Source organism: Mycobacteroides franklinii, assembly GCF_001853795.1.
Lineage (GTDB): Bacteria > Actinomycetota > Actinomycetes > Mycobacteriales > Mycobacteriaceae > Mycobacterium > Mycobacterium franklinii.
The window spans coordinates 1,108,529-1,121,417 of the sequence record NZ_MLIK01000019.1 but is presented as its reverse complement, the minus strand read 5'-3'; the positions used below and the strand labels follow the sequence as shown (position 1 = coordinate 1,121,417).

The following is a 12,889-nucleotide window of genomic DNA, read 5'->3' as shown; positions in this document are numbered from 1 at the left end:
TGCCTGAAAACCGCGTGAAGCTCGCACTCGACGTTAGGGTTCGGCTGTGTCCATCACCGCCGTGGCTGCCACTCCGACGGGTCTGCGCAAGGTGGTCGCGGCATCCATGGCGGGCACCGTCGTCGAGTGGTACGAGTTCTTTCTCTACGCCACCGCCGCCACCCTCGTCTTCAACAAGGTCTTCTTCCCGGCGGTGCAGGCCGGCGGAAATGACCTCGACAACATCATCAAGGCATTCCTCACCTATGCGGTTGGGTTCGTCGCCCGCCCCATCGGTGGAATCGTGTTCGGGCACTTCGGCGATCGTTACGGGCGCAAGCACCTGTTGCAGATCGCGATCGTGCTGGTCGGCGTCGCCACCTTCCTCATGGGATGTCTGCCGACGTACGCGCAGGTCGGCTACGCCGCTCCGATTCTGCTGGTGATCCTGCGGTTTCTCCAGGGATTCGCGGTGGGCGGTGAATGGGGCGGCGCTGTGCTGTTGGTGGCCGAGCACTCGCCCGACGCGCAACGCGGATTCTGGGCGAGCTGGCCGCAGGCAGCGGTGCCGCTGGGCAACCTGCTCGCCACCATGGTGCTGCTCACCTTGTCCTCGACCCTCTCCGATTCCGCCTTCCTGGCGTGGGGCTGGCGGGTCGGCTTCTGGTTGTCGGCCGTCATCGTCGCGATCGGGTACTACATCCGCACCCGGATATCCGATGCGCCGATCTTCACCGAGGCCCGCAAGGAGATCGAGGACAACCGCGCGCTACCGAATTCTCTTCGCGCAAGCGGCTCATCGACCTCATACGGCGTTGTCGAGGTGTTCCGCCGGTATCCGCGCGGAGTGTTCACCGCCATGGGCCTGCGGGTAGCCGAGAACATCCTCTACTACATGGTCGTCACCTTCTCCATCACCTATCTCAAGACCCAGTTGCATATGGATACCAAGCGAATCCTGCTGCTGCTCTTGATCGCTCACGCGGTTCAGGCGATCGCACTGCCGATTGTCGGCCGATGCACCGACATCGTGGGACGGCGTGCGCCGTACGCGCTCGGGGCCACGCTGTCCGCGGGCTGGGGCTTCATCGCGTTCCCGATGTTCAACACCCGCGACGAGTGGGTGATCCTGTCCGCGATCGTCATCGGACTACTGGTGCACTCGCTGATGTTCGCCGGGCAGCCGGCCATCATGGCCGAGATGTTCCCTACCCGAATGCGGTATTCCGGAGTGTCGGTCGGCTACCAGGTGACCTCGATTTTCGCCGGATCGCTGGCTCCGGTCATCGGTACCGCGCTGCTGAGCAGGTACCACAGCTGGGTGCCGGTGGCGATCTATCTCGCGGCGGTCGCCCCCATCACGCTGATCGCCGTGTGGACGCTGCCGGAAACCAAAGGCAGCTCGCTGCATGAGCTGGATGCTGCCGACAGAGCGCGCGCCTAACGCTAGGTTGGTCTGATGGCGACCTACGGCTGGATCGGTTTGGGAAACATGGGCGGCCCGATGGCCGCAAATCTGGTGGCGGCCGGGCATACGGTGCGCGGTTTCGATCTCTCGGGTGACGCACTGACCGCGGCGGAAGCCAACGGTGTGACCGCGGTGGAGGAAATCGCCGAGGTGCTGGCCGGCGCCGAGGTCGTCTTCACCATGTTGCCCAAGGGTGAGCATGTCCGCTCGGTGTTCGAGGGCCCCTATGGGATCTGGGAAAACGCTTCGCCATCAACACTTCTGGTGGACAGCTCCACCGTCGACATCGAAACCTCTCGCTACTGTCACGCCGAGTCGGCACGCCGGGGTTTCCGCTTCGTCGACGCCCCGGTGTCCGGCGGCATCAGCGGCGCGCAGGCCGGCACGCTGTGCTTCATGCTCGGTGGTGACCTGGAAAGCGCGGGAACGGCAACCGATTACATCAAACCGATGGCCGGACGCGTGATCCACGCGGGCGATGGCGGGGCGGGTGTCGCGGCGAAGATCTGCAACAACATGATGCTGTTCATCGACATGATGGCCAATTCCGAAGGCTCCCAGCTGGCCGAACGACTCGGCCTGGACCCCAAGGTGTTCTGGGAGATCTGCTCGGTTTCCTCGGCGCGGTCCTGGGCGCAGCAGACGTGGTACCCGGTGCCGGACATCATCGAATCCGCCGCCGCCAATCGCAATTTCGATGCCACCTTCACCGTCGACCTGGCGCACAAGGACGCTCGCCTGGCGCTGGCCGCTGGAGAAGCCACAGGCGTCAAGCTGCCCGCCGCGACCATGGTCACCGAGCAGTTCCAGCAGCTCATCGACGAGGGTCTGGGCGGCAAGGACTGCTCGCTGATCGTCAAGTACGCCACACCCGATGGGTCAGCGCGCGGCTACACGCCCTGATCCGGCCCCTCTCCCCGCAGTTGCCGCAAAAACCGGTTGTACGAGGCCAATTCGTCTTCCTGCCGAGCATCGTCGGCCTCGCGCTCCTCGGTTTCGACCTGTTCCTCGCGCCGCCATCGGATCGCGAAGATCAAGGTGGTCGCGAGCGCGATCGGCTCACCGTAGGACCAAGCCAGTGCGCCCGCCACCGCCTGATCCTTCACCGGGTCCACGGCCCAGGCCGCGGGCGGGTTGGCGAAGATGCCGATCAACGGCCTGGGCGCCATCATGAGGATGACGCCGATAAACACGTGTAGCGGCATCTCCACGAAGATGTCGAACATCCGGCCAAGGTTGGTCTGCCGGATCGGTAACGGGTCGGTGGACAAAATCGGGATCACGAACAGCAGGCCCGAGAGCAGGAAGAACACTTCTAATGCGGTGTGCCCCAACCATGTCGCGGCAATGGTGTCGAACAGCTGCGATAGGTACAGACCGTAGTAGCTGAACAGGAACAACGGGATCGTGACGGCCGGGTGCAGCAGGAACGCGCCGGCGCGGCTGCGCAGGCCGGCCAGCGCGGCAGCCAATACCCAACGGCCCGGGCCCCGGTGCGGGGTCGACCGCAGGAGCAACCGCCCCGGTGAACCCAGCACCAGCAGCGGTGGAACCAGGATCGACAGGGTCAGCTGCTGGAACATGAATGCGCTGAACAAACGAAACCCGTAGCGCTCGATCGACAGCCCCATGACCGCACCCAGGATCAGACATCCGGACAGGAAGCACGCCGTCGACCACCACGGCCAAGTGCGGCCCATCCGGCGCAGCCGGATGACACTCAACACGTACCAACCGGCGAGCAGGACGGCTACGACCGGCAGCACCGGAATGGTCGGCGGGTTCCACCCCCATAGCGACCAGACGGACGGTGGCTCGGCCGGGATGCTGGTTAACCCCCGAAGTATGTCCTCGTTCATTAATTGCATTATGCGCATATTTGAATGAGACGGCCATTCGGGTGCCAACCCCCACGTTCACCTGCAATTTGGATCGCCGCTAGCCAAAGGGCTTTGGTTCACAGCTTCAGCTACTAGCGTGCGCCACGGGCGGGGCAAACCAGAGGAGGAACTGTGGCCGTATCAGTAAATCTGGAGAAGGCGCTCGACAAGGCCTACGAGAACAAGGATCTCAAGGACGTTCTGGACGCGCCGCCGTCGGCCCTGGCCGGCCTGACCGAAAAGCACGACGCGGCCCTGAAGGAAGCCCTGCACATCTCGACCATCCGCGAGCTGGGCACCAACAAGTACATCGCGGTTGCCGCCGCGCTGGCGGCGCTGGAGTCCAAGACGGGCTAAAGCGTTGGCCGAGAGGGCATCTACCGATCCTGTGTAGATGCCCTCTGGGCCGTCAACCGCGCAGTGCCTCGGCCAACGGCTCCAGCACGGCTGGGTCATACGGCGGCGGCAGATAGATGATGGCCAGATCAAGGCCCTCGGCACCCAAGGCTGCGGCTTCGTCGACAACCTTTGCGTAGTCGCGATCCTCACCAAGGCGAATATGGGCGGAGAGCGTGATCTCCTGGGGATCGCGCCCGATGTCCGCGCAGTGTGCGGCCAGCACATCACGCTTGCGGGCGAATTCCTCGGGCGGTCCGCCGACGAAGTTCCAGTGCTGGGCGTACTTGGCGGTGATTCGCAGCGTCCGCTTCTCACCGCTGCCGCCGATGCAGATCGGCGGGTGTGGCTTCTGCGGACCCTTGGGCTCGTTGCGGGCGTCCTTGAGCTGGTAAAACTTTCCGTCGAAGCTCGTCGTCTCCTGGCTCAACAGTCCGGTGAGCACCTCACAGGCCTCTTCGAATCGATCGAAGCGCTCCTTGATACTGCCCAGCTCGATGCCGTAGGCGCCGGACTCCTCCTCGTTCCAGCCGGCACCGATGCCCAGTTCCAGCCTGCCGCCGGACACGATGTCCAGTGCCGAAGCCATATTGGCCAGCACCGCCGGATGCCGGTAGTGGATGCCGGTCACGAGCACCCCGACACGTAGCCGCCGGGTGGCCTGTGCGAGCGCTGTCAGGGTTACCCAGCCTTCGAGGCAGGGCCCGGTGGAATCCGAAAAGATCGGATAGAAGTGGTCGAAGGTCCAGCCGGATTCGAAGACCTCGATATCGTCGGCCACCTTCCAGATGGCCAGCATGTCTTCCCAAGTGGTGTTCTGCGGGGATGTCTTGAATGCAAAGCGCATTGCATCACCCTATGCGTCGCGCACCTGGAGCGTCGACCAGGAATGTTCGGTCCCGCCATGGGGATCGCCCCCCGATCGCAATGGCGGCCAGCATGGATGACAACTCCAAGACCCAAAGATCAACCTTGAAGGTGATGAATGCTGTGCCGACCGAGGTATGGAGAGAAAGGGCGAACATGCAAAGGCGCTACATCGTTTCCGGACTACTGATCAGCGGGGTGGCGTGCGCACTCGCCACCGCATCGCCGGCATTCGCGAACGGCGGCGGACAGAGCTGCATCACCGTGCCCAACGCCAACACAGTCTGTTCGTCACCCGGGAATGTCCAAATAACCAGTGCCACACCTATATATGACGGTCCGCCGCCATCGATATACCCGCCGTACTATCCCTTCGGAGTCGGCGGATACCTGGGCACGCACGGACACAGTAGTAGCGAATAGCATTGTGCTGTAACGCTATTGATGCCCAATCATCGATGGGTGAGGAACGCCAGCACCGCGAGTACCCGGCGGTGATATTGGTCCGCGTGCCCCAGATCCAATCTGCGCATGACGCTGTGGACATGCTTCTCCACGGTGCTCTCGGTGATCCACAACTTTCCCGCGATACCGGAATTCGACAATCCCTGGGCCATCAGCTCGAGCACCTCGAGCTCGCGGTGAGAGAGGGCTGATAGCGGGTCATCTTTGCGCCGCGCGGACAACAGCTCACGCACCAACTCAGGATCGACGATCGAACCGCCACCGGCGATGCGAGTGCAGGCATCCGCGAACTCGGCGACATCCCCCACCCTGCTCTTCAACAGATAGCCCACCCCGTCACCCGAGGTAATCAACTCGGCCGCGTACTCGACCTCGACGTGCGCCGACAACACCAGCACACCAATGCCGGGGTATTCACCCCTGATCTTTTGAGCCGCCTCCAGGCCCTCGGTGGTGTGGGTCGGTGGCATCCGGATATCGACGACAACGAGATCGGGACTCTCGGCTCGAACCAACTCCAAGAGCGCTGCGGCGTCACCCGCGCGACCCACCACCTCGAAGCCGGCCTTTTCCAGCACGCTCGCTACGCCCTCGCGCAGCAACGTGTCGTCATCGGCCACCAGAACCCGTATCGCGGACATCTCGCCAGGTTACCGCCGCCACGCGGGCCCGGAATCGTCCTCACCGCCGATACTATGGATTTGTGAACGGGCCGCACGGCGGTTCGCAGGCAGTGAGTAGACGTAGATACATATGCAGCAAGCACCACAGGCATCGTTGCCGCGGGCGGGTCAACTGATGCCGAGTAGATGGCAGCCGGACGAGGCTTCTCATACCGGCTGGTTGCGCTACATTTCCGGATGGCGCACACAGTTATTCGGATCCACACCACCCTCGGCCTACGCCGGTATTGCGACATGCGTGGTGTTACTGGTCGCCGAGTCGATACTCACGATCTTCCTACGCACGATCGCCCCCGCCGAACATCTCGCCGCGATCTACCTGATGGGCATCCTCGTCATCTCGGTGATCTGGCGGCTCCGGCTGGCACTGGCGATGTCCATCGCCAGTGCCGTCGTCTTCGACTGCATTCGCAACTGGCCCATGGCCCACCCGCTGTCCACGGAAAGCCACAATATCGTCACGCATCTGAGCTTCCTTGCCGTGACGCTGACGGCGAGCGCGCTTTCTGCGCTCGCCCGCGCCGGCACCATCGAGGCCGACCGCCGCCGGCGCGAGGCCGCCGCCATCGCGCAACAGCAGGCCGCACTCCGGCATACCGCCACGTTGGTCGCGAGCAATGTCGCGCCCACCGAGCTCTATACGAAGGTGGTCCAGGAAGCCGCACTCTGTTTCAGTTCACCCACCGCGGTGCTGGTTCAACTGATGCCGGGCGACGAAGGAATCGTGGTGGCCAGCCACGGCAGGACAGGACCCCGAACACCACTACCGGGCAAGCGTTTTCCCCTACTCGATGCCAATAACGTCGCACGGGAACTGCGCTTGACCCCCGCCGTCTCCGCCCCCATACTCGTCGACGCCAAACCGTGGGGAACGCTCATCGTCGGTACCGACGCATCGACGGTATCCGACACCGATATCCGCGCCGGGGTGCGCGACTTCGCCGATCTGGTGGCGACCTCCGTCGCCAACGCCGCCACCCGACAAGAGCTCGCCGCCTCCCGCGCCCGCATCGTATCCGCCGCCGACACCGCACGCCGCAGGCTCGAACGCGATCTCCATGACGGAGCCCAACAGCGGCTGGCGTACCTACGGCTCAAACTCGGCATGATCAGATCGGCTGTACCACCGGAGGATGCCGAACTCACGCGCGAACTCAACGACCTCGACGCCGACCTCACCGCGGTCACCCGCGAGCTCCAAGAGTTCTCACGCGGCTTGCACCCCGCCATCTTGTCGAAGGGCCTGGCCCCCGCCTTGCGCACGCTGGCCCGGCGCTCGCTCATCCCCGTACGGACCGAGCTGGAACTCGACCAGAAGTACCGCGAATCCATCGAGATCGCCGCCTACTACGTAGTTGCCGAAGCTCTCGCCAACACCGCAAAACACTCCCAGGCCAGCGAGATTCTCATCCACGCCCACGAGACCGCTGAGCAGATTCAGATAACCATCAGCGACGACGGCGTCGGGGGGGCCAAACCCCGCAAGGGCACCGGGCTCATCGGACTCACCGACCGGGTCGCAGCCCTCGGAGGTCGTCTGGATATCCACAGCGCCGCGGGCCGTGGCACGTCAATGACCGTGACCATTCCACTGCTTCAGTCCGAATAGAACTGCACAGCACCAGTTCTCGTCACGCACCCGCGGCTAGCGCTTCGTCAATCCCGAGCAGAACACGGCGCTCGGCACGCTCCATCGGCGTCAAGGCACCCCACACCCCGTGGCGCTCACCCGCACTCACGGCGTAGGTGCCACATTGCCGCAGCACCGGGCAGGACTGACAGACCCGCTTCGCTCGCGTCTCGCGGACCAGCCGCGAACGCCCTCTATCACCGTCCGGCACAAAGAACATCTCCGTCGGCAGACCGCGGCAGCGAGCCTGGCTCCACCATTCGCCCACGTCGCCAAGCGCGCCGGCACCTGCCGTTGCGATCTCGCGTCCCGCGACCGGTACAAATTCTCTACCCATCATCACGTCGCCCTCCGTCACATTCCATCGGTTCCTCGCCGAACCGATGGGGACGATATCCACGCGACGGTTAACGGCAACCCCGCCTGTGGTTAACGGAGAACAAATCCAATTACATTGTCCAACAACATAATAAAAGATTGCGGTTACCCTCAAATCTTTCCTGCGGAATTCCGCCATCGGCGAATGGAGGCCAGCCTCCATGGTCAAATCACACAGCACCGACAGCTATCCGACTGCTCTTAACGGTCCCCTCGGTGGGGGTTTACCGCCAACGGCGATGGGCACCAACCCCGACGACAAGGCCGCCGCGCTCCGCGACCCTTGTACGAGAACAACTCACCGTAGAGCTCTGGCTGCGCCGGCGAATTGCCCGGCACCCCAAGACATCATCGCGCGATCCCGTGCGCAGGACAGATAGGCGATACGACGTGCATCCTGACCCGCGCACCATGCCTGCACCACCTCGTAGCGGGTGGGACCGTTGGCTGGCACTCGCCGTTGCCTGCCTCGTCGAAATGCTCCTGGTGATCAACAGCAGCATCATTGCCGCAGCGCTTCCCGCCACCCAGGCCGATCTGCGGTTCGGCAACAGCGATCGGCAGTGGCTGATCACGGCATATGTACTGGCCCTGGGTGGACTACTGCTGCTGGGCGGCCGAGTCGCCGATATGCTGGGGTTGCGCCGCGCGCTGGTCATCGGGTTGGTCGGCTTCGCCACCGCATCGTTCATCGGTGGCTCCGCCACCAATTTTGGCGAGCTGGTCACATCACGCGTCGCTCAGGGAGTATTCGGCGCCCTGCTCGCTCCGGCCGCGATGTCTTTGGTGGTCAACAGCTTCCGCGAATCCGAGGAAGAACGGCACGCATTCGGCATCTTCGGCGCCGTGATCGGCGCCGCCAGCACCGCCGGATTACTGGTGGGCGGGGTCCTCACTCAGCTGCTCACCTGGCGATGGGTCATGTACGTCAGCGTGCTCATGACGATCCTCGCCCTGATCGGCACCCTGGCATTCGTCAGGAAGTACCCAGCGGGACACCGCCGCCAACTCGATGTGTTCGGCTCGCTGACGGTCACCCTGGGGCTTTTCGCCATCGTGTTCGGCTTCTCCCGTGTCGAGATTCGAGGATGGACCGCAGGCACTACCCTCATGTCCTTCTGCGCCGGGCTGACACTGATCGGCGTGTTCATCCGGCATCAGCACCGCAGCAAGAATCCGCTGCTGCCCTTGCGGGTCATCTATGACCGCACTCGCGGCGCGGCGTTTCTCGCCATGTTCTTCGCCAGCGCAGGGCTTTTCGGTGTGGTGTTGTCACTGCTCTACTACCTGCAGCGGTGTCTACACCTGGCGCCATTGTGGGCAGGGGTGGCCTTCCTGCCCTTCTCCGCGATGGTTGTCGTTGCCTCGACCCTCGGCAATACCTTCATATTGCCCCGCCTCAACGGCCGCATCGTACTCATTGTCGGTGGCGTCACGGCCGCGTTCGGTCTGCTGATTCTGAGCCACATCGGCTCGCACGCAGACTATTACACAGCGATACTGCCCGGGCTCATCATCGGCGGACTCGGCAAGGGGCTCATATTCGGAGCGTCCACCCATGGTGCTGCCACCGGTATCCATCCCGATGAATCTGGAATTGCCTCCGCCACAGTCAATGTCATGCATCACGTGGGCGGTTCCATGGGCGCCGCGCTGCTCAGCAGTGTCGTGGCATCAACGGCCGCGTTCTTTCTTGCCCGTCACGCATCAAGCGATCAAGCGGCTGCCGCCGGCTACTCGGCGGCGTTCTGGGTGTCGGCCGCCAGCTGCCTGGCGGCCGCCGCGATCGCGCTCATTGTCAGCCCGGGGCGGCCCAGCGCCACGGAGCGGGAGCCATCCGAAAGCTATTGTGCAACACGTCACTAGGACGCGGTGCTGCCACAGATCACGCCCGGGTTCTCGCATTCGGCGCCGGTCTGGTCGGGCATCTGAACCCATTCGGACCGCCCGCCTTCGTCTTGGCTGCCCTGCCGCTGCAGATTGTCGGGGTACCAGATTCCGGTATCGCAGACGACCCCCCGGTCCATGCATTGCGCACCCGTGGCTCCGCGGTGTTCCACCCAGCCTCCGGAATCATCCCGGGGCTGTTGCGCCTCGGACGGCGCATTACCCCCACCCAGCAGCTGCCCGACGTGGTCACCCGGGCCTGGCGACGGTGCAACCGGAGAGGCGTTCGCGGCGGCGGGCGGCAACAGCGCCATCGCCGCGCCCACAGCTCCGAGAATGACTGCTCGGCGGATTGATCGTGTTCGCAACACCTTTGACTGCCTCTCGTCACACCAAGGGCTCCGCTCGGAGCCGGGCGCTTAGCGCTATCCACATGGTGCGGCTTGCTCGAGGCAGAAGCATCGGTGCGAACATCCAAGTGGCCATGGCGGAAAACCGCCATGGCCACTTGGATGAGAAGTTTTGTCTTAGGAGTTGAGGCGCTGCTTCAGGGCTTCGAACTCGTCCTTGACGCCGGTCGGCAGCTTGTCGCCGATGAACTCGAACCACTCTTCGATGAGCGGAAGCTCCGCCTGCCACTCCGGGTCGACGGCTCGCCCCGCTCAGCAGACACGAAGCCCGCACGCCAAGTGCGGGGTTTGTGACCGCCATCCCCCCCGCAAGTAGATGTTGCCTGATTCACATGACAGCTATAGTCTGGCTCATGTAGGGCGGTTGCCCTCGGGGGAAGTTGTGAACTATATAGGCGGGGGAAGTTGTGAAGTATTTGTGCTCAACCGAATCGTGCCGTCCACACCTCGGCGTATCACGCGGCAAGTGGTACCGATCGGACTTGAGCAGTGACTAAACCGCCGATCACACCACAGTGCGAAGCAGGAAACGCCCAGGCCCACAATCGAAGGGCACAGCGTAAGCAAGCTGACGACACTCACAACTTTGGTGATGACCACTCGCAACGCACCACGTCTGAGCCGAATCACATCACCAGTCAGTTGCCGCTAGTGAACGACCGGCTGCACGAAATCCTCATTACTAGCAACAACTTTGACGCCATCTACCGCCACATACTCGCCGCCCCGGGCAAACGGGTTCGAGCCGGAATCGTACTCGCCTGCACCCAACTGCTGTCCGCGGACAACGCTGTGCCATTGCACGACGCCATCGATTTAGCCTGCGCCATAGAGATGCTCCATGAGTCGTCTCTCATGCATGACGATATCTGCGACGGTTCGCTATTGAGGCGCGGCTCCTCGTCGGTACCGGCCGAATTCGGCGTCCGCACCGCCGCGCGAGCCGGATTCCATTTGGCGGGCAGCGCACTACTCGTAATGGCGCGCGTGCTGGCCGACAACCCTGCAGTGTTTGCGCAACTGGGTCAGGCGCCCGGCGTCACCTACCTTAACCAGCTCTCGGATCTCTCTTTTGGCCAACTCGTCGAGACCCTGCCGCCCGCAGTCGACCACACTGCTCTCCGTCGACATTACGAACTCGTAGCAGGCGCCAAGACCGGGACCATGTTTCGGTTGGCATGTACGTACGGCGGCACAGCGGGAGCGGTCGACCACGATCGGCTGCGGGACATGATGCGATACGCCGACGAGCTGGCTCTTGCCTTCCAAATCATGGATGACGTGCGCGATATCGAAGGTGCTCCCACGTTGGGTAAGGAAGCTTGCGGTGACATTGATCGTCGTGTCCCGACATGGCCGGTGATCGAGTGGCTGTCCATTCGGCCCGGCTCACGCGAGATCTGGCTCTCCGGGCTAACTGCCAGCACCAATTTGCAAGCCGAGTTGGTGCGCTCTGGTGCTACTCGAGCGGCTCGCGCGGTTGCCGTGGCTGCCACCGACGCGGCCCGGCAGACACTGGAGGTGTTCCCGCCTTCTTCGTCTCGTCAGTACTTGTGTGAACTGCTGACACAGACGGTCTCCCGATGATGGGAGGGCGGCTCGGCGGCCTCATCCATGGATTGCGAAAACTGCGCCAACCGCCGGATTTTGAATCGCTGCAGGCGGCAAAATCACCAAATGAATTAGCGCAGGTAGCTTTGATCCCTGCTGCTCGAAATCTCGGTATCGCGATAGGTTTCTTGCCTACAAGTCTAAGAGTTGAGGCGACCGCCGCCCTGCTTGCTTGCAGAGTCTTGGACGCCTACGAAGATCTCACCCACCGCCCAACGGCGAGCTGTGCCGTGCAGACCGCGGTGGATTACCTCAATGGTGTCGCCGCTAGTCCGCCCCCAGCACCCGATGTGGCCACCGTCCGTGACAGCGAAGCTGTCGACTTGTTACTGGCCAGGCGTATCCGCGATATCCGAACACTGTTATCGACGCTGCCCGCCGATGCGCAAGAACGAGTCAGCCACCTGCTGGCGGATATCGGCACGGTCATGACTCGGAACCTGGATTCACCTCTGCCGCGAACAGCCTACGGGGCGGGTGTACTAGGACGGATAGCGCGCTACGCATGCTCGCTGGTGGCCGACGATACCTCAACTGAGAATGACCTGAGTGAGCTAGCCGAATGTATCGGTATCGCAGCCCAACTGGCCAACGACTTGCGTGATCATGAACTGGCACTATACGGCGCTGGCGATCGCGAGGAGCTAACCCGAGCCGTGATGCTTAGGCTGCTAACGCCGGCGCTCGGGAGCTTTGTGTTATTAGCACGGCTTGGTACGTCGACGCAAAGTCTCGGCGCCAGGGCCGCGACGGCCTACATGACGATTACGACGACTGGATTCCTATGTACTGCTGTCGGCGCGCCCATTCCGTATCGCCAGCAAAGGCAGCTCGGCGCAGCCATCTTGGCCGCCTGCTCATCCAGTCGATGGACCGCCATGTTGGTGCGCGTGCGGCGTTCCGCTGACCAGGCAATCCACCAGATGCTTGATACGTCATCCAACGTAAGTCTGGAAACCGGCCCAGCCGTGGATGTACTAAACCTGAATGAACCCTACGCGGCGGCGCCAACCTCACTAGATCGGCTGACTGTGGGCACCACTTTTGCTCTCGTGGGAGCCCTACCTGAAGACCCACTGACCGGGGGCCTGCCTGATTCTCAGGTGCGTCGAATGATGCTGGCCGACCATCTCGCCTTCGGAGCCCTGGACCGGCTACCCCCACGCGACACCGACGCGATGCACGCCCTCGCCACAGCATTCCAACTTGCCGCTCTAGACACAAAGAATTAAGGA

13 protein-coding genes are annotated in these 12,889 nt (G+C 63.0%); 8 read left to right on the top strand and 5 right to left on the bottom strand.

What is annotated here, in order from left to right; all coding sequences use genetic code 11:
• Positions 1-46 precede the first annotated feature (46 nt).
• Both BKG76_RS13135 and mmsB read left to right on the top strand, forming a co-directional pair.
• Positions 47-1,423 carry an MFS transporter gene (locus BKG76_RS13135; protein ID WP_070938026.1) on the top strand — a complete coding sequence of 459 codons (1,377 nt, stop codon included), beginning with the start codon at positions 47-49 and terminating at the stop codon, positions 1,421-1,423.
• 15 nt (positions 1,424-1,438) lie between these two features.
• Complete coding sequence (mmsB, locus tag BKG76_RS13130) at positions 1,439-2,350, top strand: 3-hydroxyisobutyrate dehydrogenase (RefSeq protein ID WP_070938025.1); 912 nt, start codon at positions 1,439-1,441, stop codon at positions 2,348-2,350.
• On the opposite strand, the gene BKG76_RS13125 is transcribed toward mmsB, so the two are convergent.
• Positions 2,338-3,306 carry a cytochrome c oxidase assembly protein gene (locus tag BKG76_RS13125; RefSeq protein ID WP_070938024.1) on the bottom strand — a complete coding sequence of 323 codons (969 nt, stop codon included), beginning with the start codon at positions 3,304-3,306 and terminating at the stop codon, positions 2,338-2,340. The two genes, mmsB and BKG76_RS13125, sit on opposite strands and share 13 nt — an antisense overlap.
• Before the next feature lie 153 nt (positions 3,307-3,459).
• Here BKG76_RS13125 and BKG76_RS13120 point away from each other — a divergent pair, with 153 nt between their 5' ends.
• Positions 3,460-3,684, top strand: a complete 225-nt coding sequence (locus BKG76_RS13120) for a hypothetical protein (protein WP_070938023.1) — start codon at positions 3,460-3,462, stop codon at positions 3,682-3,684.
• A gap of 52 nt (positions 3,685-3,736) precedes the next feature.
• Here the strand turns inward: BKG76_RS13120 and BKG76_RS13115 are convergent, their stop codons facing one another.
• Positions 3,737-4,570 (bottom strand): LLM class F420-dependent oxidoreductase, encoded by an 834-nt coding sequence (locus BKG76_RS13115; protein WP_070938022.1) that lies wholly within the window; start codon positions 4,568-4,570, stop codon positions 3,737-3,739.
• Positions 4,571-4,650: 80 nt separating this feature from the next.
• Between BKG76_RS13115 and BKG76_RS24450 the strand changes: the two genes are divergently transcribed.
• Positions 4,651-5,013 carry a hypothetical protein gene (locus tag BKG76_RS24450; protein ID WP_083338031.1) on the top strand — a complete coding sequence of 121 codons (363 nt, stop codon included), beginning with the start codon at positions 4,651-4,653 and terminating at the stop codon, positions 5,011-5,013.
• Between the two features lie 29 nt (positions 5,014-5,042).
• Here BKG76_RS24450 and BKG76_RS13110 read toward each other — a convergent pair whose 3' ends face one another.
• A complete protein-coding gene (locus tag BKG76_RS13110; RefSeq protein ID WP_070938021.1) occupies positions 5,043-5,696 on the bottom strand; it encodes a response regulator transcription factor in 654 nt (217 codons plus the stop codon).
• A 157-nt stretch (positions 5,697-5,853) separates the two neighbouring features.
• On the opposite strand from BKG76_RS13110, the gene BKG76_RS13105 reads away from it, so the two are divergent.
• Positions 5,854-7,347: an ATP-binding protein gene (locus BKG76_RS13105; protein ID WP_070938020.1), complete on the top strand. Its 1,494-nt coding sequence runs from the start codon at positions 5,854-5,856 to the stop codon at positions 7,345-7,347.
• Between the two features lie 22 nt (positions 7,348-7,369).
• Here the strand turns inward: BKG76_RS13105 and BKG76_RS13100 are convergent, their stop codons facing one another.
• Positions 7,370-7,762 carry a WhiB family transcriptional regulator gene (locus BKG76_RS13100; RefSeq protein ID WP_407937659.1) on the bottom strand — a complete coding sequence of 131 codons (393 nt, stop codon included), beginning with the start codon at positions 7,760-7,762 and terminating at the stop codon, positions 7,370-7,372.
• A gap of 461 nt (positions 7,763-8,223) precedes the next feature.
• Between BKG76_RS13100 and BKG76_RS13095 the strand changes: the two genes are divergently transcribed.
• The gene (locus tag BKG76_RS13095) at positions 8,224-9,612 is read left to right on the top strand and encodes an MFS transporter (protein WP_070938019.1); all 1,389 of its coding nucleotides are present in this window, start codon (positions 8,224-8,226) and stop codon (positions 9,610-9,612) included.
• Here the strand turns inward: BKG76_RS13095 and BKG76_RS13090 are convergent.
• Positions 9,609-9,986 carry a hypothetical protein gene (locus BKG76_RS13090; protein WP_070939196.1) on the bottom strand — a complete coding sequence of 126 codons (378 nt, stop codon included), beginning with the start codon at positions 9,984-9,986 and terminating at the stop codon, positions 9,609-9,611. The genes BKG76_RS13095 and BKG76_RS13090 overlap by 4 nt on opposite strands.
• 708 nt (positions 9,987-10,694) lie before the next feature.
• Between BKG76_RS13090 and BKG76_RS13080 the strand changes: the two genes are divergently transcribed.
• Together BKG76_RS13080 and BKG76_RS13075 are read left to right on the top strand one after the other, a co-directional pair.
• Positions 10,695-11,630: a polyprenyl synthetase family protein gene (locus BKG76_RS13080; protein ID WP_236737570.1), complete on the top strand. Its 936-nt coding sequence runs from the start codon at positions 10,695-10,697 to the stop codon at positions 11,628-11,630.
• Positions 11,627-12,886: a hypothetical protein gene (locus tag BKG76_RS13075; protein WP_070938017.1), complete on the top strand. Its 1,260-nt coding sequence runs from the start codon at positions 11,627-11,629 to the stop codon at positions 12,884-12,886. Before BKG76_RS13080 ends, BKG76_RS13075 begins: the two co-directional genes overlap by 4 nt.
• Positions 12,887-12,889: the final 3 nt, after the last annotated feature.

Excerpts from the sequence above, each read along its gene's own strand:
- mmsB (WP_070938025.1), top strand. The coding sequence starts at position 1,439 with ATGGCGACCTACGGCTGGATCGGTTTGGGAAACATGGGCGGCCCGATG.
- BKG76_RS13125 (WP_070938024.1), bottom strand. The coding sequence starts at position 3,306 with ATGAACGAGGACATACTTCGGGGGTTAACCAGCATCCCGGCCGAGCCA.
- BKG76_RS13115 (WP_070938022.1), bottom strand. The coding sequence starts at position 4,570 with ATGCGCTTTGCATTCAAGACATCCCCGCAGAACACCACTTGGGAAGAC.
- BKG76_RS24450 (WP_083338031.1), top strand. The coding sequence starts at position 4,651 with ATGGCGGCCAGCATGGATGACAACTCCAAGACCCAAAGATCAACCTTG.
- BKG76_RS13110 (WP_070938021.1), bottom strand. The coding sequence starts at position 5,696 with ATGTCCGCGATACGGGTTCTGGTGGCCGATGACGACACGTTGCTGCGC.
- BKG76_RS13105 (WP_070938020.1), top strand. The coding sequence starts at position 5,854 with ATGCCGAGTAGATGGCAGCCGGACGAGGCTTCTCATACCGGCTGGTTG.
- BKG76_RS13095 (WP_070938019.1), top strand. The coding sequence starts at position 8,224 with ATGCTCCTGGTGATCAACAGCAGCATCATTGCCGCAGCGCTTCCCGCC.
- BKG76_RS13075 (WP_070938017.1), top strand. The coding sequence starts at position 11,627 with ATGATGGGAGGGCGGCTCGGCGGCCTCATCCATGGATTGCGAAAACTG.